Source organism: Neobacillus sp. NPDC058068 (assembly GCF_042885335.1).
Lineage (GTDB): Bacteria > Bacillota > Bacilli > Bacillales > Cytobacillaceae > Neobacillus.
In genome coordinates, this window is sequence record NZ_JBHVSI010000002.1 from 296,164 (window position 1) to 313,979 (window position 17,816).

Annotated in this window: 21 protein-coding genes; 12 read left to right on the plus strand and 9 right to left on the minus strand. The window is 39.7% G+C overall.

Annotation, left to right across the window (positions count from 1 at the left end):
* The first annotated feature begins 142 nt into the window (after positions 1–142).
* Genes ACFVSW_RS03735 through ACFVSW_RS03750 form a run of 4 tightly spaced genes read left to right on the plus strand, consistent with a single transcriptional unit; the run spans position 143 to position 4,268 of the window.
* A complete protein-coding gene (locus tag ACFVSW_RS03735; RefSeq protein ID WP_387312331.1) occupies positions 143–1,717 on the plus strand; it encodes a spore germination protein in 1,575 nt (524 codons plus the stop codon).
* Between the two features lie 2 nt (positions 1,718–1,719).
* Entirely contained in the window at positions 1,720–2,925 is a 1,206-nt protein-coding gene (locus tag ACFVSW_RS03740) for a Ger(x)C family spore germination protein (RefSeq protein ID WP_387312334.1), read from the plus strand.
* Complete coding sequence (locus tag ACFVSW_RS03745) at positions 2,922–3,152, plus strand: hypothetical protein (protein ID WP_387312337.1); 231 nt, start codon at positions 2,922–2,924, stop codon at positions 3,150–3,152. The genes ACFVSW_RS03740 and ACFVSW_RS03745 overlap by 4 nt, the downstream gene beginning before the upstream one ends.
* A 24-nt stretch (positions 3,153–3,176) precedes the next feature.
* On the plus strand, positions 3,177–4,268 hold the full coding sequence (locus ACFVSW_RS03750; protein WP_387312340.1) for a GerAB/ArcD/ProY family transporter: 1,092 nt from the start codon (positions 3,177–3,179) through the stop codon (positions 4,266–4,268).
* Positions 4,269–4,399: 131 nt separating this feature from the next.
* Here ACFVSW_RS03750 and mobB read toward each other — a convergent pair whose 3' ends face one another.
* Together mobB and ACFVSW_RS03760 are read right to left on the minus strand one after the other, a co-directional pair.
* The gene (gene mobB / locus ACFVSW_RS03755) at positions 4,400–4,939 is read right to left on the minus strand and encodes a molybdopterin-guanine dinucleotide biosynthesis protein B (protein ID WP_387312343.1); all 540 of its coding nucleotides are present in this window, start codon (positions 4,937–4,939) and stop codon (positions 4,400–4,402) included.
* Positions 4,927–6,192: a molybdopterin molybdotransferase MoeA gene (locus ACFVSW_RS03760; RefSeq protein ID WP_387312346.1), complete on the minus strand. Its 1,266-nt coding sequence runs from the start codon at positions 6,190–6,192 to the stop codon at positions 4,927–4,929. The genes mobB and ACFVSW_RS03760 overlap by 13 nt, the downstream gene beginning before the upstream one ends.
* Positions 6,193–6,439: 247 nt before the next feature.
* Here ACFVSW_RS03760 and ric point away from each other — a divergent pair, with 247 nt between their 5' ends.
* Entirely contained in the window at positions 6,440–7,138 is a 699-nt protein-coding gene (gene ric, locus ACFVSW_RS03765) for an iron-sulfur cluster repair di-iron protein (RefSeq protein ID WP_387312349.1), read from the plus strand.
* 131 nt (positions 7,139–7,269) lie between these two features.
* Here the strand turns inward: ric and moaA are convergent, their stop codons facing one another.
* Complete coding sequence (moaA, locus tag ACFVSW_RS03770; protein WP_387312352.1) at positions 7,270–8,286, minus strand: GTP 3',8-cyclase MoaA; 1,017 nt, start codon at positions 8,284–8,286, stop codon at positions 7,270–7,272.
* Positions 8,287–8,647: 361 nt separating this feature from the next.
* Between moaA and ACFVSW_RS03775 the strand changes: the two genes are divergently transcribed.
* On the plus strand, positions 8,648–9,346 hold the full coding sequence (locus ACFVSW_RS03775) for a Crp/Fnr family transcriptional regulator (protein WP_387312355.1): 699 nt from the start codon (positions 8,648–8,650) through the stop codon (positions 9,344–9,346).
* 53 nt (positions 9,347–9,399) lie between these two features.
* Here ACFVSW_RS03775 and ACFVSW_RS03780 read toward each other — a convergent pair whose 3' ends face one another.
* The 3 genes from ACFVSW_RS03780 to ACFVSW_RS03790 form a co-directional block, all read right to left on the minus strand.
* Positions 9,400–10,524 carry a TIGR04053 family radical SAM/SPASM domain-containing protein gene (locus ACFVSW_RS03780; protein ID WP_387312358.1) on the minus strand — a complete coding sequence of 375 codons (1,125 nt, stop codon included), beginning with the start codon at positions 10,522–10,524 and terminating at the stop codon, positions 9,400–9,402.
* 163 nt (positions 10,525–10,687) lie between these two features.
* Positions 10,688–11,026: a DsrE family protein gene (locus ACFVSW_RS03785; RefSeq protein ID WP_387312361.1), complete on the minus strand. Its 339-nt coding sequence runs from the start codon at positions 11,024–11,026 to the stop codon at positions 10,688–10,690.
* A gap of 16 nt (positions 11,027–11,042) precedes the next feature.
* Positions 11,043–11,351, minus strand: coding sequence for a metal-sulfur cluster assembly factor (locus ACFVSW_RS03790; protein ID WP_387312363.1), 309 nt, complete (start codon positions 11,349–11,351; stop codon positions 11,043–11,045).
* A 224-nt stretch (positions 11,352–11,575) separates the two neighbouring features.
* On the opposite strand from ACFVSW_RS03790, the gene ACFVSW_RS03795 reads away from it, so the two are divergent.
* From ACFVSW_RS03795 to ACFVSW_RS03805, 3 genes are all read left to right on the plus strand, one after another.
* Entirely contained in the window at positions 11,576–12,391 is an 816-nt protein-coding gene (locus ACFVSW_RS03795) for a Cof-type HAD-IIB family hydrolase (protein WP_387312366.1), read from the plus strand.
* A 110-nt stretch (positions 12,392–12,501) separates the two neighbouring features.
* Entirely contained in the window at positions 12,502–12,654 is a 153-nt protein-coding gene (locus ACFVSW_RS03800; RefSeq protein ID WP_387312369.1) for a hypothetical protein, read from the plus strand.
* A 1-nt stretch (position 12,655) separates the two neighbouring features.
* Complete coding sequence (locus ACFVSW_RS03805; protein WP_387312371.1) at positions 12,656–12,841, plus strand: DUF3813 domain-containing protein; 186 nt, start codon at positions 12,656–12,658, stop codon at positions 12,839–12,841.
* A gap of 171 nt (positions 12,842–13,012) precedes the next feature.
* On the opposite strand, the gene ACFVSW_RS03810 is transcribed toward ACFVSW_RS03805, so the two are convergent.
* Positions 13,013–13,855: a YitT family protein gene (locus tag ACFVSW_RS03810; RefSeq protein ID WP_387312373.1), complete on the minus strand. Its 843-nt coding sequence runs from the start codon at positions 13,853–13,855 to the stop codon at positions 13,013–13,015.
* Between the two features lie 102 nt (positions 13,856–13,957).
* Here ACFVSW_RS03810 and ACFVSW_RS03815 point away from each other — a divergent pair, with 102 nt between their 5' ends.
* The gene (locus ACFVSW_RS03815; protein ID WP_387312376.1) at positions 13,958–14,821 is read left to right on the plus strand and encodes a DegV family protein; all 864 of its coding nucleotides are present in this window, start codon (positions 13,958–13,960) and stop codon (positions 14,819–14,821) included.
* Positions 14,822–15,149: 328 nt separating this feature from the next.
* Here ACFVSW_RS03815 and ACFVSW_RS03820 read toward each other — a convergent pair whose 3' ends face one another.
* Together ACFVSW_RS03820 and ACFVSW_RS03825 are read right to left on the minus strand one after the other, a co-directional pair.
* Positions 15,150–15,281 carry a DUF3941 domain-containing protein gene (locus ACFVSW_RS03820; RefSeq protein WP_024028473.1) on the minus strand — a complete coding sequence of 44 codons (132 nt, stop codon included), beginning with the start codon at positions 15,279–15,281 and terminating at the stop codon, positions 15,150–15,152.
* Between the two features lie 71 nt (positions 15,282–15,352).
* Entirely contained in the window at positions 15,353–16,216 is an 864-nt protein-coding gene (locus ACFVSW_RS03825; RefSeq protein WP_387312379.1) for a CvfB family protein, read from the minus strand.
* Between the two features lie 137 nt (positions 16,217–16,353).
* Here ACFVSW_RS03825 and ACFVSW_RS03830 point away from each other — a divergent pair, with 137 nt between their 5' ends.
* Positions 16,354–16,845 (plus strand): YajQ family cyclic di-GMP-binding protein, encoded by a 492-nt coding sequence (locus tag ACFVSW_RS03830; protein WP_387312381.1) that lies wholly within the window; start codon positions 16,354–16,356, stop codon positions 16,843–16,845.
* Positions 16,846–16,941: 96 nt separating this feature from the next.
* Positions 16,942–17,814 (plus strand): SDR family oxidoreductase, encoded by an 873-nt coding sequence (locus ACFVSW_RS03835; RefSeq protein ID WP_387312383.1) that lies wholly within the window; start codon positions 16,942–16,944, stop codon positions 17,812–17,814.
* The last annotated feature ends 2 nt before the right edge of the window (positions 17,815–17,816 follow it).

Sequence of the window (17,816 nt, forward strand, 5' to 3'; positions counted from 1 at the left end):
AAAAAAAGTGAAACATATCACATAATGACACCTACAATTGTGAAGAAATTTCATCACTTTCTAGTAGACATCTAGAAAATTCTCATAATCCCCCTTTTATTTGGAAAGAATAACCTTGATTATTGAAAAGGGGATCCAAGTGATGAATTTTTTTAAGCATAAAAAAAATAGCGGATACCGTTTTCCAAGCCAGCAAATAACGGAAACACTATCTAAATTACCAAACATACCAATCAATCTGGATTTGAATGAAAATATTCGAATCTTAAAATCAGCCTATACCGATTGCTCCGATGTCATATTTCGTGATTTTACCATCGGTGCTCGGACAAACGCTGCTCTCATTTATATCGATGGTCTTTCAAATACTCAGGAAATTGATCAACATGTACTCATGCCGCTCATACAGTTGGAAAGCTTTGATTCAGAAACATCGATTGAAAATGTAAGTAAGAAATTAGCTGTTTCTGATGTAAAGGAAATCTACACCATTACAGATGTCTTTAAACAAATTTCAATTGGAAACCCAGTGATTCTGATTAACAAAAAAATAAACGGAATTTCTTTAGGTTTACCAAAGTGGGATAAACGAGGAATCGAGGATCCGGTGGCCGAATCCGTTGTTCGTGGTCCTAGGGAAGGGTTTGTTGAAACATTAAGAGTAAATACTTCCCTTTTACGAAGAAAAATTCGCCATCCCGCCTTAAAAATGAAACAACTGACAATCGGTAAGTTCACAGAAACGCAAGTACTCATTGCTTATATTGAAGGGATTGCAAGTACCACATTAATCAAAGAGGTAACAAATCGGTTAGAACGAATTGAAATCGATGGTATTTTGGAAAGCGGATATATTGAAGAAATGATTGAGGATGACCCTTTTTCACCTTTCCCGCAAGTATTATCAACAGAACGGCCGGATGTTGCGGCCTCTAGCCTTTTAGAAGGACGGGTTGTCATATTGATTGACGGAACTCCCTCCACTCTTATTGCCCCATGTACGTTCGCAAGTTTGTTACAAGCACCAGAAGATTACTACAATCGATTTTTAATAAGTACATTCATCCGTTGGCTGCGTTATTTATTCTTATTTATCGCATTGCTTGCTCCATCAGCTTATGTTGCAATTCTTACGTATCACCAAGAAATGGTCCCAGCATCTCTCCTCTTAAACATTGCACAAAGCCGTGAACAAGTCCCATTCCCGGCATTGATTGAAGCATTCATGATGGAAATCACATTCGAGGCATTGCGCGAAGCGGGTGTAAGACTGCCGAAACAAGTAGGTGCTGCAGTTAGTATCGTTGGCGCACTTGTCATCGGACAAGCCGCCGCCGCGGCTGGTCTTGTTTCATCAGCGATGGTAATGGTGGTGGCGATTACAGGTGTAGCCTCGTTTTTACTACCAAGATATGCTGCAGGAATATCGATTCGGATGCTGCGCTTTCCGATCATGATATTATCCGGAATATTAGGTTTATTAGGTGTTGTGCTTGGGATTATCGCGATTGTCGTACATCTTTGCACCATACGTTCTTTCGGTGTTCCGTATTTAAATTCAATTGCCCCACTTAAGATTCGCAATTTAAAAGATGTACTCATTCGCGCCCCGTGGTGGGCGATGAATACACGACCCGAATCTTCGTCTACCGAATTAGGAGACCTATATCGGCAACCCCATGGTCAGAAACCCGATCCAAGTAAAGGTGGTGATTAAGGATGGACTGTATCAGATGGTGGAAATATAAATCTTTTTCGCTGTTCCTCCTTCTTTCCCCTACTATGTTTTTGCTTGCCGGATGCTGGGATCGAACTGAGGTGAATGATTTAGCAATCATTTTGGCAACTGGTGTTGATATAAGTAAAAAAGATGAAATTGAACTGTCCGTCCAAGTATTTATCCCGAAACCAGCAGAAGGCGGACAACAAGGAGGGATGTCAAGCGGAAGTACTAGTAGTCAAACCTTAGTCAGATCAGCCGAAGGAGTAACCATTGGTGATGCGATGTCTAGACTCCAAGAGAAGCTTACACGGCGTATTTTCTGGGGGCAAAACGAGGTGCTAGTTATCGGTGAGAAATTAGCAAAAAAAGGAGTAGGAGATCAAATTGATTTTTGGATGCGGTATACGGAGCCTCGCGAACGTGCTGATGTTTTTGTTTCTAAGATTTCAGCAAAGGAAGTTTTGGAGTCGATGCCGGAGTTGGAGCGGGACTCAGCTAAACAGCTTCGCAAATTAGTCGATTCACAAATAGGAGTAAAAGTAACTGTAAAAGATTTGTCGGAAATGTTATCAGGGGAAGCCGGTGCAGCCGTTATTCCTTGGGTTGCAAATTTGTCACCGTCCAATTTGGGAGTTAACAAGGGGAAGAACATTCCATTCATTAAAGGGGCAGCCGTATTGAAAGGGGATAAGATGGTCGGGCGGTTGAGCGATAAAGAAACTCGAGGGATTCTTTGGCCGAGAAATGAAATGAAATCAGGTATTATTACCATTCGTACAAATGAAGATTCGGGATATGTATCTTTAAATTTGCTAAGAAGCAATAATCAGTTGATTCCTAAGATTACGAATGGGAAATGGAGCATTAGAGTGAAGACGGATACGGATCTAGAAGTTCTTCAAAATACATCAAATCTTAATTTAATACGTCCCAAATTGTTAAAAGAAGTAGAACGAAAGGTTGTTCAAGAAATTGAAGGACGAGAGAAATTAGCTTTAGCGAATGCTCAAAAAAAATTAAATGCTGACATTTTTGGCTTTGCAGAAGCGTTTCAACGGAAATACCCAAAAATATGGAAAAAACAAAGCCGTGAATGGAACGATATATTTCGAAAAGTAGATATTACCTTCGAAACGAAGGTAAATATTATCAGAACAGGATTAGAGAATGAACATGCAAAAACAGGTGGTGAAGATAAATGAAGGTGGGAGTTATATTGGGGATAACAGCTTTATTGGTGCTTATTCATTTATGGGAATGGCCTAAACTGAAGAAATATGAACGGAAAATAAAAGTAGTTTTTTTTACTTTACTCACAATTGGATGGCTGCTTGCTATTTTACTCGTTTTATTCCCCAATATGCCTGGACCAAGTCAATTAATTGACTTTATCTTCAAACCATTCGGCAAATATTGGGAAATAGGTTAGTACTTTAAAAAGGAATGAAGCATAATGATTGAAAAAGGAAAAATTTCTCCCTTCCAAATGGCACTAATTATGTATGCGGTCGTTGCAGCCACGGCCATTCTTTATATTCCATTTATTACCGCACAACATGCAAAGCGTGATTTATGGCTTTCTCCCATTTGGGCTTCTTTAAGCGGTTTTTTGATTGTCTTTATTATTTCTAAACTTTCTAAACTTTACCCGAAGAAAACCCTTGTCGAATATAGTGAACTCATTCTTGGCCGTACCTTCGGGAAAATTATCGGGTTCATCTACTTGTTCTTCCTTTTATATGATACGGCAGTAGCTTTTAGGGAATATGGTGAATTCGTCGAAAGTGCCTTTTTGCATAAAACTCCGTTAGTTGTTGTTACAGGAAGTATTGCATTAACTTGTGTTTTTGCTGTCCATGGGGGCATAGAAGTATTAGGGAGGTGTGCTATTATTTTCTTGCCTATTGTCTTGGTTTTTTACGTAATGATTTATTTATTCTTAATTCCCGAGCTGAACGTAAAAAATATTTTCCCGATCATGGAATATGGCTGGTTGCCTTCTGTTAAAGGTTCACTTGCACCACATGCTTGGTTAAGTCAATTTTCCTTAATGTCTTTCCTGCTTCCTTTCTTATCGAACGAAACAAAGGGAATGAGATGGGGTATATTTTCTGTATTTGTGAGTGTTATGACAATGGTATATATCAATCTTGGGAATATATTTTTATTTGGAAAAATTATTACAAGTACTCAATTTCCAGTGTTTCAAGCAGCGAGATATATTAGCATTGGATCAATTTTTGAACATGTCGAGTCAATTATCCTAGCCGTTTGGGTTCTTGGTGGTTTTGTACAACTTTCAGCGTTTTTTTATATGCTCGTCCTTGGCACTTCACAATGGCTGAAGCTGCCTAGTTATAGGCCGATTATCTTACCATTTGGTTTTTTAATACTTCTATTCTCTGTTTGGTCAGCATCCTCGTTTCAAGAAATGATTCGTAGTATGGGGACAACCACACCATTTTATTTTATTTCCATTCAGCTGCTCATTCCTATGCTACTTTTGTGTATTGCAGTCATCAGAAAAAAACTTAGAAAAGTATAATAAAGAAAACTCGCCGATTGGCGAGCCGTTAGGCGAAGACAGAGGCGAAGACAGAGGCGTAGTTGCACTTATGCCTGATAGGAAAGTTATACTTTCCTATCGGCTAAAAAAGAAGGCCAAAGCCTTCTTTTTTACGGGTTAGAAAGAAAAAGCTTTTTGATTGTTCGAGCAGTCCAAATAATGGCTGTTTGATCATGAATAGGAAAGCAAGGGATTTTTGTTTGCTCATTAAGAGGTTCTCTCAGCGTTTCTTCCCAATACATTATTACCCTAATATTGTCCACCTTGGCTAACAGCGAAAGGTCTTTATGATCCCTTATCAGCAATAATTTCGGATAATTTTCAAACTTATAACCTTCAATCAAATGCACATCAGGTTGAAAATATTCCATGAGTCTAATTTGATCTTCTAGGCTGCTATCGATATTTTCTGCATGCAGAATCAGTCGTCCATCCCCCTCTACGACAGAGGCGGATGCTCCTGCTGAAAGATGTCTCGTTGAATCCTTTTGCTCTATTACTTCTGGTTTGCCGCCGTGACCGTGATGCTTGATTGTAACAGTTGTTAAGCCCAGGTCTCTTAACGCATGAATAAGCTTTATCATTACAGTTGTCTTGCCGCTATTTTGATAACCAACCACCTGAAAAACTACTGGCTTTACCAAGGCCACTCACTGCCGTTTTGGTCCTCAAGTAGTAGCACTGCTACCTCGCTGCCGGCAGTAAATCCCCTCGTACCTCCCGGGAGAATCGTCAAGGAATTAGCACCTGAAAGGCTCATAATGATATTTGATTTATCCAGTCCGCTTGGGGCAACTTTTAACCTGCCATCCTCGATAAATACAGAGCTGCGAACAAATCTCGTAAATGGATTTGCCTTAAGAAAGTCGACCTCAAGAACCGCTTTTTCTCTTCGTAAGTGCGGCTTTTCCGAAAATAACATCCTGCGAATAATCGGACGGGCAAATAATTCAAAACCGACATAGCATGCGGAAGGATTGCCTGAAAGTCCGAATAAGATTTTTCCATTATTATTAGCGACAGTTGTCACACTTCCGGGGCGCATCGCCACTTTATTAAAGAACACCTCTGCACCTAGTTTTTCGTAAATCGCAGGAAGGTAATCAAAGTCACCTACTGACACACCACCAGTGGTAATTAACACATCTACCTCATTTAAGGCGTTTTTGACTGCTTCAAAGCATGTATCGAATTCATCTGGCAGCTTACCGAAGTAATGAACGATACCCCCCGCCCTCTCGATTTGAGCAGCAATCATATGAGAATTACTGTTGCGGATTTTTCCCGGAACTAACTCTTCCTCCACTTCCAACAGCTCTGTACCGGTCGCAAACAATCCAACAAGCGGCTTTTTAGCTACAGGTACACGTTTATAGCCGAACGTAGCGAGCATTGCTTGAATGCCCGGATTGATCAAGGTTCCTTTTTTCACTAAGATTTCTCCTTGTTTGGCATCTTCACCAGTAAAGGAAACATTATCACCCTTTTTAAAGCTGCGCTTAATCGACATAAATGGCTTTCCATCTTTTTGATAGTCTTGAGCGACTTCAAACATGACAACTGCGTCTGTACCTTCAGGCATCATCGCACCGGTCATAATTCGCACTGTTTGATTTTGACCAACCACTTTAGTTGAAATTGCTCCCGCACCAATATGATCAACCACTTCAAATTCAACAGGATTGGACTGAGAGGCTTCACTAGTGTCAACTGATCTAACCGCAAAACCATCATATGGTGCCCTGTCAAAGTGCGGTACATCGCTGGTTGCAATTAAATCTTCGGAAAGAAAACGGCCAAAGCTTTCATTTATCGAGACAAGTTCGGTTACACCAGGTAATTGGTGTTCCATAATCCTTTTGACTGCTTCCCCAATTTGTATCGGTTTTCTTCTTTCTAACAAACTAATCAGCTCCTGCCTAAAACGGGTAACTTCCCCATATATGTACTAAATTTAAATGACTAATCTTCATTATAAGCCTACATAAAACTTGCTGACATATCAAATGTCACAAAAATAAAACAATCTTTCCCAAAAAAATAAAAAATCATAGCAAATGTGTGATGTAGGTCACCTAATTAAGATTCATTTTCAATTATGCTTAAGTCAGAAATAAACTACCTTTTAAAAATTCAAGGAGGATTTAATCATGACTTTCCCTATTACTTCGAATTCATTAGTTAAAGATATTGTAAACGAATTACCTAAAACAAGTGACGTATTCAAAAAGAACCGCATCGACTTTTGCTGCGGCGGCAATATCCCATTATCAGAAGCGGTTGCTCAAAACGGCCTTAATATGGACACTTTGATTGCCGAATTAAATGTCGTTTTTGAAAAATACGACAACGCAGAGAAAGATGTAGATGTCTGGACTAATTCTGACTCCAATACGATTATCGATCATGTGATTACAAATTACCATCGGGTATCTGAAGAAGAATTAGCTGCGCTTAGCCCATACGTAACAAAAGTTTCACGGGTACATGGCAACAATCATCCAGAGCTAATTAAAGTATATGAACTCTTCTATGAATTCAAAAAGGAATTAATCGAGCATATGGCAAAAGAAGAAGCAATAGTCTTCCCATTAATTAGGCAGCTTGCAGACGGAACAGTTGAAAACCGTGCAGAAGCAATCGCGATGATTGTTGAACTTGAGAAAGAGCATGATCATGCTGGTGAAATTTTACGCCAAATCCTTGCCGTAACATCTGATTATGAACTTCCACTTGACGCTTGCGGAACCTATCGATTAGTCTATGCCCGTTTAGAAGCACTAGAAGGATTAACCTTCATGCATGTGCATCTTGAAAACAATATTTTATTCCCAAGATATCTTTCTTAATAATTAACAGCCCGCTAATATTTAAGCGGGCTGTTATTTTAGCCGATAGGAAAGTATAACTTTCCTATCAGGCATAAGTGCAACTACGCCTCTGTCTTCGCCCTACGGGCTCGACAGTCGGCGAGTTTTCTTTATCCACCAATATAGGACATTTCAATTTTCTTACGGTTTTTATTTGTCTCAGCTGTTCTTTCGTCGGAATATCGGTCATCACGGCCATTCCAAATGGCTGTAATGCGCGCAACGATTTCTTCGTCAGTGGCTCCATTTCTCATGAAATTACGAATATCGTGACCATTTCCATTAAATAAACAAGTAAAAATTTGTCCATTTGCGGAAAGCCGGGAACGGGTACAGCTTGTGCAGAACGATTCTGAGACGGAAGTAATAAACCCTACATTCACGTCCGCATCCTTATAGCGGTAAAGCTTTGCCACCTCGCCATAGTAAGCCGGATCAACTGGCTCCAGTTCAAATTGTTCTTTTAATAAATGATAAATCTGCTTTTTCGTAATCACATCATCCATTTTCCAGCCGTTTGTCGAGCCGACATCCATGAATTCAATATAACGAAGCTCGAGGCCATGATTTTTACAGTATTCTGCCATCGGAATAATTTCTGAATCATTTAGACCCTTTTTTACCACCATATTGATTTTGACCCCAAGGCCTGCCTGTTTCGCCGCATCAATACCCTCAAGTACGGGCCCAGTTCCAACACCGCGCCCGTTAATTTTCCCAAATAACTCATCATTTAAGGTATCGAGGCTTACATTTACCCTTTTTAGACCTGCCTCTTTTAAATCCTTTGCCAATTTGGGGAGCAGTACACCATTTGTTGTTAAGCCGATGTCACTTAAACCTTCAATGGCAGACAGCTTTTTAACAAGAATTGGCATATCTTTTCGTAAAAGAGGTTCGCCTCCGGTTAAGCGGATTTTTTCCACACCTATGCTGACAAAGATTTTGGCCAGCCGTTCAATTTCTTCATACGTCAGTAACGCGCTTCGCGGCAGGAATTCAAAATCCGGCCCAAATTGTTCAGCTGGCATACAGTACTGGCAGCGAAAATTACAGCGGTCAATCACTGAGATTCTTAAGTCACGTAATGGTCTATTTAATTTATCTTTAATAATGGTTTTTTCCATTTATATCAACTCCATTATTTTAAGAAGCTATTTTTTATTAGTGTACCAATGTATTAGAAAAATGGCAGTTACTTTATTCACTATCATAATACCTTTTAATCTTATGTTAATCTTAACAGATGTACACAAATGATTAAATGCTTGTTTGTGGATACATCTTTTTTTACCCTAATTTGATTCGACTTACACTCCAAATCATATAATCACAATTAAATTTAAAAAATCCGCATAAGTTTTCACTATATTGTCATTGTTTACTTCTTTTTAATGGCCAGTCTTGAGCTAAACTAATACTAAAGAATCTAATAAAAATTGATCAAAAAATAGATTGGCTTATAAATAGAATTTAGAGGTGATTCATATGACGATGACAATGAAACCAACCCATTCGATTGAAATAAAAGAATTGCTTAAATTTGCTGATCGGAAATTTAGAAGTGAACGAGGAAGCTTCCTATTTCAAGAGGGCATGCTGGCGGAAGAGCTTTACATTATCGTTTCCGGCAAAATTCAAATCAGCAAAATCACTTCAGACGGCCGTGAGCTTTCCTTAAGAATTTGCGGGGAAAACGATATTTGCGGCGAATTAACCCTTTTTACTGACAACCCAAGGTATTTATTAAGTGCCAAGGTTCTCGAAGAAGGAGAAATTGTCGCGATTAAAAAAGAAGTGATTGAAAGTGAAATATTTCAAAATAGTAAGCTAGCGTTTGAATTTATGAAATGGATGAGCGACCATTTCCGAAAAACACAGACGAAATTTCGCGATCTAGTCTTAAATGGAAAACGCGGTGCCCTATTCTCAACACTTATTCGGATGTCTAATAGTTATGGAATCCCAAAAAACAACGAAATTTTAATCGACTTACCGTTAACCAATCAAGAACTCGCAAACTTCTGCGGCACCTCTCGGGAAAGTACAAACCGCATTCTTAGTGATTTAAAGCGTGATAAAATTATTTCTGTAAAAAAAGGAAAAATATCGATATTAGATTTACAATACTTAAAGGACGAAATTGGCTGTGAAAATTGTTCAGCGGTTTACTGTAATATAGAATAAAATTAGTATTGTTTACGAGGCTGTCTCAATAATATTGAGGCAGCCTCCTGTTTTTATTGCGCTTGTTTCTCTCTTAATGATTTTGGAATATAGACACAGAATGGTTCGCTTTCAAGGTAGTCACCGGTCATCGCATATGCACGCGATCTTGAACCGCCGCATACATAGCGGAATTCACATACGCCGCATTTGCCTTTATAAAGATCTGGATTTCTTAACGATTGGAATATTGGTGACTCACGGTATATTTCAGCTAAAGGAGTTTCACGGACATTACCAGCCTTTACAGGTAATAACCCGCTTGGGTAGACATCCCCAATATGTGAAATAAATACAAAACCGTTTCCGTCATTAACGCCCTTCGGCGCTCGTCCAAGTCCGTCGATTGATCCTGTTAGCCCTTTTTCCGTAAAGGCACTTAAATAATCAATTTCATCTGCGGTTTCCTTCGCTTCGCGCATTTTTTGCTGAATTACAACACGGCGATAATGCATTGCTTCTGTTGTTTTAATATCAAAGGATACACGCTTGCTTAGATCATAAAGCCATCTGAAAACTTTTTCGTGTTCAACTGGAGAAATCATATCAGAGACCTGGCCTCTTCCTGTTGGAACTAGGAAAAAGACACTCCACAAGACACAGTTCAAATCTTCAACCATCTTTGCCATTTCTTCTAAATATTCAATATTGTATCTGGAAATAACCGTATTAATCTGAATCGGTAATCCCACTTCATGCAAATATTTAATTTTTTCCATGGTGAGATCGAATGAACCAGCCGTGCCGCGGAAATGGTCATGAACCTCTGCTGTTGGACCGTCAATACTAAATGCCCAACGGGAAAGCCCCACTTCCTTCGCCTTTTCAATTGCTTCTTTGGTAACATTCGGTGTCGCACTTGGTGTCATCGATACACGGACGCCTTTTTCAACTGCATATTTTGCAATTTCAAAAACATCTTCCCGCATAAGCGGATCTCCGCCCGTAAATACAAGGATTGGGTTGTTCATGTCATATATTTGATCAATTAAATGTTTACCTTCTTCAAACGACAACTCACGAGGATCCCTTTTATACTGGGCATCAGCTCGGCAATGCAAGCACTTTAACTGACATGCGCGTGTAAGCTCCCAAATTACGATAAAAGGATCTTTATTAAAATCTCGACTAAAAGCCATATGAAACGCCTCCCGAAAACAGCTATTTCAAACTCAAACAGCCTTAATACCTTGTATTATAAAGGTGTTTATAGTTGAAAAAAGTGAACTTTCTCACATCCTGCACGCTTTATATGTCCGTTTTGTGAATGCAAAAAAAAACAGCGGAGAATCTCTGCTGTTTTTAAGAAATGGTTAATACTTCATATTTAGCAGCAAGGTCAATAAAATCAGCCATTCCGCTGATTTTGCCAACTGTTAATTTTTCACTTACTCCATAATGGTCAGCGCATGTTTTACAGGCAAAAATTTCTGTGCCCCTGTCTTCTAATTCTTTCAAATGAACGGATACAAACGAATCCTCGGTCATCGTCAGCACGCCGCTGTTCATACAAAAAACTGCGGCAGGAAGCTCATCCTTTTGCTTCACAATCGTAAAAAATGTTTCAAGAATAGTTTCACCAAGTACTTGGTCTCCCCGTCCGAGCTGATTCGAGCTTACTAAAATGATTTTATTTTTCATATTGGTTCACTGCCCCTTAACGAATGCCTAAGGCAATTTTCGCATAACGTGACATCATCTCTTTGTTCCATGGCGGATTCCAAACAATATTTACTTCTGTGTCTTTAACCTCAGGGATATCTGCCAGAGCTCTCTTTACTTGATCGACAATCGTTCCCGCAAGCGGGCAGCCCATTGAGGTTAATGTCATCGAAACCGTTACTAGCCCTTCATCATCCATTTCAACATCATAGACTAAACCTAAATTAACAATATCTACGCCAAGCTCAGGGTCAATAACTAACTCCATTGCGCCCATAATATTTTCTTTTAATTCTTCATTCATTTCCATTCACTCCTATATATTGATATTATCTAGTATAAATAAAATTAGTATATCTGTTTTCTAAAGCTTTTGATGTGAATTTTTTTACAGGTTAGCTATAAAATTGTTAACATGGTAAGTATAGAGAAAATAATTCCCCATAATATTAGTGTATCATGGAGACAAACATTTTCCTAAAGCGACGCATTGATTGATAAAAATTGATAGTAAGAAGGGGACCCCATATGACAGAGAGACATTTAATCGCATTAGACCTTGACGGGACGTTATTAAAAGATGATAAAACAATTTCCGCCAAAACAAAGGAAATCATAAATAAAGCAAGAGAAGATGGACACATCGTTATGATTGCCACGGGAAGGCCTTATCGTTCCAGCGAAATGTATTATCGCGAGCTGGATTTGGACACGCCGATTGTCAATTTTAACGGGGCATTTATGCACCATCCGCGAAACCCTAATTGGGGCTATTTTCACGAGCCTCTTGATGTAAAGGTAGCAAAAGATATCGTTGAAGCCTGCAGAAGCTTTCAGTTTCATAATATTATTGCCGAAGTGATTGATGATGTCTATTTCCATTATCACGATGAAAAGCTTTTAGATATTTTTAGCTATGGCAACCCCAAAATTACTACAGGGGATTTGGCTAATTTTTTGCAGGATGCTCCAACAAGCATGCTGATCCATACCGAGGAAGATCAGTTAAAAACGATTCGTGACCATTTATCTGCGGTGCATGCCGAAGTAATTGACCATCGCAGCTGGGCAGCTCCATGGCATGTAATTGAAATCATTAAGGTCGGTTTAAACAAGGCAGTGGGTCTAAAAAAGGCTTCTGAATATTTTGGCATTCCAGCTGAAAGAATTGTCGCATTTGGTGATGAAGATAATGATCTGGAAATGCTTGAATATGCCGGTCGCGGGATTGCTATGGGAAATGCGATTGATCAGGTGAAAAGTATTGCCAATGAAGTCACGTTAACGAATGAAGAGGATGGCGTTGGACAATATTTGGCGGAATTGTTAAATATTAAATTATAAAGCGGAAGTGTACGTCTCTCTAAATGAATCCAGCCATTTTGGAGCATACTATTATGTGAGACAGCGCTGCTGTTTCAATACGAGCTTCTTAGCATATTGGAGGGATTCGAATGGGTAAATCAAACAAATCAAAACGCTTTGTCCAGCAAGGAAAGGATACCGTTACCAAGCATGCCGAACGTATTCCTTATCACATGACCTACGCTGAAGCAGAAGCTCAGAAAATGGCCAATGTGCATGAATCCTCGCTGGGAGGAATTTAACATGGGAAACCAATTGTTCCAGGAAGCACGGAGATTTGTTGAGATGGCGAAATCCGCTAACCCTGCTGACCTTGATTCTGCTGCCGCTAAGGCAAAGAATGCACTTCGTTCTGCCTATGCCAATTCGACCGTGGCAGAGCAAGCCCAGCTCCAACAAATGCAGCAAGAGCTTGAACAGATTCAATAGCAGGAAAAGCGGAAGCACCATAAACAAGGCGCTTCCGCTTTTCTGTTTTGTCTAGCTGCAGCGCCTAGCCCCTCGAGGTCATAAGCCAATCCGGCAAGAAGGTTAAAAAACAACCTTCTCACCGGCTCGTCTTATGCTTGTCGGGGCTGACCAAGGCGCTTCCGCTTTCTGTTATTCTCTTCGAAAAAAGCCATACACTGCGGCTGTTTGGACGATATTAGTAAATGCATGGGGGTCTACATCCTTAATGATTTTCTCCAAATCATATAGTTCATAGCGGGTAATGACAATCATCAACATATCTTTTGGTTCATTGGAGAACGCTCCTCTCGCAGGAAGCATTGTAATCCCTCTAACAAGTGATGCATGAATCGCCTGTTTTAGTTCCTCCGCATTTTTGGTAATAATCATCGCTGTTAGTTTTGCGTGCCTAGTATGGATGGCATCAATTACTCTTGTCGAGGCATATAAAACAACAAGTGTGTAAAGAGCTTTCTCCCATCCATATAGATACCCAGCAGTCATTACTATAATCGCGTTTAAGACAAACATATAAGGCCCTACCGGTTTATCCTTCATCCTTGATAAAACCATAGCGATGATATCGACACCGCCTGTGGATGCTCCCCATTTCAAGGTAATTCCAACCCCAATAGCTTGAATGACACCACCAAATACAGCATTAAGTAAAATATCTTGTGAAAATTTGTAGACTGGGATTATTGTGAGAAATAAAGATGAAAGCACAACACTTATAAAACTATAAAATGTAAAAGATTTACCTACCTTCTTCCAACCGAGAATGGCTACAGGTATATTTAGCACAAGTAATAAAAAGCCCATCGATACATGGATTGGTGAATAATCACTAAGCACCTTCGAAAGTAATTGAGCGATTCCTGTAAAACCGCTGGAATAGACATTCGCTGGGATAAGAAAAAAATTCATGGCTAGTGCATTTAATATTGCACCAAGAATTACAATAAATATTTTTTTCGTTTGAAGCCAAATCAAAGGTATGTCCCCCTTTTAAATCACAAAATAGGTAATTGTATTTTTAAGTCTAAACCGATAAACTGAAACTAACTATATAAGTTTTGAAAGCAGGTGAGCTTCATGCCGGTAAAAATACTCGCTGACAGCGCATGCGATTTACCAAAAAGTTTTTATGAAGAAAATAATGTTACTTTAATCCCGTTGAAGGTCCATATTAATGATGAAGAATTTGAAGATGTAAAAACGATTGACCCCAAAACCGTCTATAATGCAATCCGAAATGGAATTGTCCCGAAAACTTCTCAAGCTTCTCCACTTGCGTTTGAAGAAGTCTTTACCGAAATGGCGGAAAAAAATGAAGACGGTATATACATAGCATTCTCTTCAGAATTATCCGGCACTTATTCAACCGCTGTTATGATTCTTGACCAAGTGAAGGAAAAATATCCAAACTTTCATTTAACGATTGTTGATACAAAATGTGCATCACTTGGATTTGGTCTTGTAGTCATGGAAGCAGCAAGGCTCGCCGCAAAAAATGCAGCGAAAGAAGAAATATTAAAAGAAGTGCGATTTAGAAGCCAGCATATGGAGCATCTTTTTACGGTAGAGGATTTAGACTATTTGGCAAAGGGCGGCCGGGTCTCGAAAGCGTCAGCCTTTTTGGGCGGATTATTGAATATCAAGCCTATATTAAACGTGGAAGATGGCAAACTTGTTCCTATCGAAAAAATCCGCGGAAAGAAGAAGGTGTTTCGTCGGATTATTGAGCTTATGAACGAGCGCGGTAAAGATTTGAAGGAACAAATAATTGGCATTAGCCATGCCGATAATGAAGCAGGGGCCTTAGAAATGAAAGCGCTGATTGAAGAAGCATTTCATCCGAAAGAAGTCTATATTTCTTCGATTGGCTCCACGATAGGATCCCATACAGGCGCAGGAACAATCTCGATATTCTTTTTAAACCAATTGCCAAACCAATAATAAATGAGTGAGGTACATCGAGGGCACTAAAAATATTTGAATTTTTCAATAGTGCTGAAAAGCAGTAAAAAAAGACGACTCTAAAATTCCAAAAGTGAATTTTGAGGCGTCTTTTTGTTCATGAGGGTATCTATCTGATTAAAAGAACCCTGTTGATTGGAGCGGAAGGCGGCGAAGACTCCTGCGGGAGTACGGGGCAGGGGAGACCCCGCAGGCGCTTCAGCGCCGAGGAGGCTCCCCGGCACGCCCGCGGAAAGCGAAGCCGCCTGGAGCGGAAATCAACAGCCAGTTTAGACACACAACCCTAAATTAAAGGGACTCTCATTTTTTATTTATGGTCTGTCTGTTTTGAGTATTGATTTTTTCCTGCCTGACGATTTTTCTCGCGCATCATATTCTTTTCGTGCCTTAGGGCATTATTATCTTTTGCTTTTTTGTCATTATCGGAAGTATGCGGCATAACCTTACCCCTTTCAGATTGCTTACGCTTATTAGTGTAAGCAATCTAAAAAAGAGTATGTATTTAACTGCTTAATCTTTCTTAACATATGTCCAGCTGCCTTCTTGATACACCTTGCCATCTTTCATCAATTTCCCGAGGGCACGCTTAAATGCCCCCTTACTTAAGCCAAAACGTTCTTGAATTTCTTCTGGCATACTCTTATCGCTGAATGGCATGGCACCATCTCTACTCAGTAAATATTCGTAAATGCGTTCTGCATCTTGATCTTGGGATTCCTCTTTCCTGGCAAGCAAGGAAACGTTAATCGAGCCGTCTTCCTTTATATCGATAATCCGACCTTCGACCTTTTGTCCTAAGCGGGGCTCTTGCTGCCGCTGCGATTCATGGATGAACCCTTTAAATCCTTCTATCGTATAAATCCAACTTCCTACCTTTGCTGTTCGGTATATATGTCCCTGAACATTTTTGTTGAAATTTTCTCTTGTTGCTTGTACGGAAATGGATTCTATAATTGGGTCGCTAGCAAGCTTTGCATATAGCAGATAATTGCGGCTCAGCTTTAATGTGATATAGACTAAATCTCCCGCCTTGGGCCAGACTGATTTATGTGTTGGCAAATCGTCTATCCCTAACAAAATATCCTTTGGAAGCCCAATATTTAAGAAAACCCCAATTTTCGGATTTGAATCTGTTACCTTAACCCAGGCATAATGGCCAACAGCAATTTCCGGGATGGTAGTTGAAGCAGAAGTTCGTCCTTCCGAATCAACATAAAGAAAAACCTCTACTTCATCCCCTTCTTCCAATTCTTGATTGGCTTGATTTATATGCAGCAAAACATCTTCATTTCCGTCCGTTAAAAAATAGCCGAAAGCCGCTTTACGGGCAACCGTTAATGTTGTTGTTTGGCCAACAAGTTCATTTATAGACATTTTTTATTCCCCTTTCTTTTCATGGAGATTTCCCTGAATCTTGTTATAACCGCTATATTTTACTATAATGTAGCCATAAAGGGAAACTTTTGCAGAAGTTGAATCTTGCTTATAATTTTATAAATGGAGGTATTGCCATGTCTAAAGACAGCTCATTTGATATTGTATCCAAAGTGGACTTTTCTGAGGTCACAAATGCAATTACACAAACAATGAAAGAAATTGGCACGCGCTACGATTTTAAAGGCAGCAAAAGTGAAGTCTCACTGGATAAAGAAGAGCTTGTCCTCATTTCAGATGATGAATACAAAATGGACCAGCTGAAGGATGTATTATTTAGTAAAATGATTAAACGAGGTATCCCAGTTAGAAACCTAGATTACGGAAAAATCGAAAAAGCATCTGGCGGCACTGTCCGCCAAAGAGCCAAGCTTGTCCAAGGTATCGACAAAGAAAATGCCAAAAAGATTAATACGATTATCAAAAACAGTGGTGTAAAGGTGAAAAGTCAGGTACAGGACGATCAAGTACGGGTTAGCGGTAAAAACCGAGATGATTTGCAAAAAATAATTTCCTTGGTGCGTGAAGCCGACTTAACAGTTGATGTGCAGTTTATAAATTATCGTTAAACGACGGCGGAAGGAGTTTTCCTTCACGCCTTTTTTCATATTTTAGCTCATTTATCAAACACTAACAATTGAATAAACATGTGGAGGTTTTCGTAAATGAGCAATAATCAAAATAGACAAAAGCCGACCTTTCCACCCCAGCATCAGAACGGGCAGCCTGGGCTAGAAAGTGAAATGAATCCCCGGCCGACCTCTGTTGATGCCAATTATCAGGCTAGTGGAAAATTAGCGGGCAAAACAGCCATTATCACAGGCGCCGACAGTGGTATTGGAAAATCTGCAGCTATTTATTTTGCCAAAGAAGGCGCAGATATCGTGATAGTATACTTAGAAGAACATCAGGACGCGGAAGAGACAAAGCAACTTATTGAAGCGGAGGGGCGAAAATGTCTTCTCTATGCTGGTGATATTGGAAATGAGGAATTTTGTAAGGAGGTTGTTAATCATACAATTGCTGAATTTGGCAAGCTCGACGTTCTTGTAAACAATGCTGCTGAACAGCATCCACAGCCAAGCCTGCTGAATATTACATCTGCCCAGCTCGAAAAAACATTCAGGACAAATATTTTTTCCTATTTTTATATGACAAAAATGGCCCTTCCTTTTTTAAAGGCAGGTGCATCGATTATAAACACCGCCTCAATCACAGCGTACGAAGGAAATGAACAATTATTGGATTACTCTGCATCAAAAGGAGCGATTGTCTCCTTTACCCGCTCGCTTTCAAAATCATTGGCACCACAAGGAATCCGAGTCAATGGTGTTGCTCCCGGACCGATATGGACGCCGCTGATCCCATCGACATTTACTGCTGACAAAGTAGCGACATTTGGTTCAACTACTCCGATGGGAAGAGCCGGACAACCATACGAGCTCGCACCAATCTATGTTTTCCTGGCATCAGATGACTCCTCCTATGTCAGCGGCCAAATGATTCACGTCAACGGCGGGAAAATTGTTAATGGATAAGA

Excerpts from the sequence above, each read along its gene's own strand:
- ACFVSW_RS03740 (WP_387312334.1), top strand. The coding sequence starts at position 1,720 with ATGGACTGTATCAGATGGTGGAAATATAAATCTTTTTCGCTGTTCCTC.
- ACFVSW_RS03795 (WP_387312366.1), top strand. The coding sequence starts at position 11,576 with ATGACAGAGAGACATTTAATCGCATTAGACCTTGACGGGACGTTATTA.
- ACFVSW_RS03780 (WP_387312358.1), bottom strand. The coding sequence starts at position 10,524 with ATGGCTTTTAGTCGAGATTTTAATAAAGATCCTTTTATCGTAATTTGG.
- ACFVSW_RS03790 (WP_387312363.1), bottom strand. The coding sequence starts at position 11,351 with ATGAATGAAGAATTAAAAGAAAATATTATGGGCGCAATGGAGTTAGTT.
- ACFVSW_RS03820 (WP_024028473.1), bottom strand. The coding sequence starts at position 15,281 with ATGCCGCATACTTCCGATAATGACAAAAAAGCAAAAGATAATAATGCC.
- ACFVSW_RS03830 (WP_387312381.1), top strand. The coding sequence starts at position 16,354 with ATGTCTAAAGACAGCTCATTTGATATTGTATCCAAAGTGGACTTTTCT.
- ACFVSW_RS03785 (WP_387312361.1), bottom strand. The coding sequence starts at position 11,026 with ATGAAAAATAAAATCATTTTAGTAAGCTCGAATCAGCTCGGACGGGGA.
- moaA (WP_387312352.1), bottom strand. The coding sequence starts at position 8,286 with ATGGAAAAAACCATTATTAAAGATAAATTAAATAGACCATTACGTGAC.
- ACFVSW_RS03835 (WP_387312383.1), top strand. The coding sequence starts at position 16,942 with ATGAGCAATAATCAAAATAGACAAAAGCCGACCTTTCCACCCCAGCAT.
- ACFVSW_RS03745 (WP_387312337.1), top strand. The coding sequence starts at position 2,922 with ATGAAGGTGGGAGTTATATTGGGGATAACAGCTTTATTGGTGCTTATT.
- ACFVSW_RS03825 (WP_387312379.1), bottom strand. The coding sequence starts at position 16,216 with ATGTCTATAAATGAACTTGTTGGCCAAACAACAACATTAACGGTTGCC.
- ACFVSW_RS03800 (WP_387312369.1), top strand. The coding sequence starts at position 12,502 with ATGGGTAAATCAAACAAATCAAAACGCTTTGTCCAGCAAGGAAAGGAT.
- ACFVSW_RS03815 (WP_387312376.1), top strand. The coding sequence starts at position 13,958 with ATGCCGGTAAAAATACTCGCTGACAGCGCATGCGATTTACCAAAAAGT.
- ACFVSW_RS03805 (WP_387312371.1), top strand. The coding sequence starts at position 12,656 with ATGGGAAACCAATTGTTCCAGGAAGCACGGAGATTTGTTGAGATGGCG.
- ACFVSW_RS03775 (WP_387312355.1), top strand. The coding sequence starts at position 8,648 with ATGACGATGACAATGAAACCAACCCATTCGATTGAAATAAAAGAATTG.
- ric (WP_387312349.1), top strand. The coding sequence starts at position 6,440 with ATGACTTTCCCTATTACTTCGAATTCATTAGTTAAAGATATTGTAAAC.
- ACFVSW_RS03735 (WP_387312331.1), top strand. The coding sequence starts at position 143 with ATGAATTTTTTTAAGCATAAAAAAAATAGCGGATACCGTTTTCCAAGC.
- ACFVSW_RS03750 (WP_387312340.1), top strand. The coding sequence starts at position 3,177 with ATGATTGAAAAAGGAAAAATTTCTCCCTTCCAAATGGCACTAATTATG.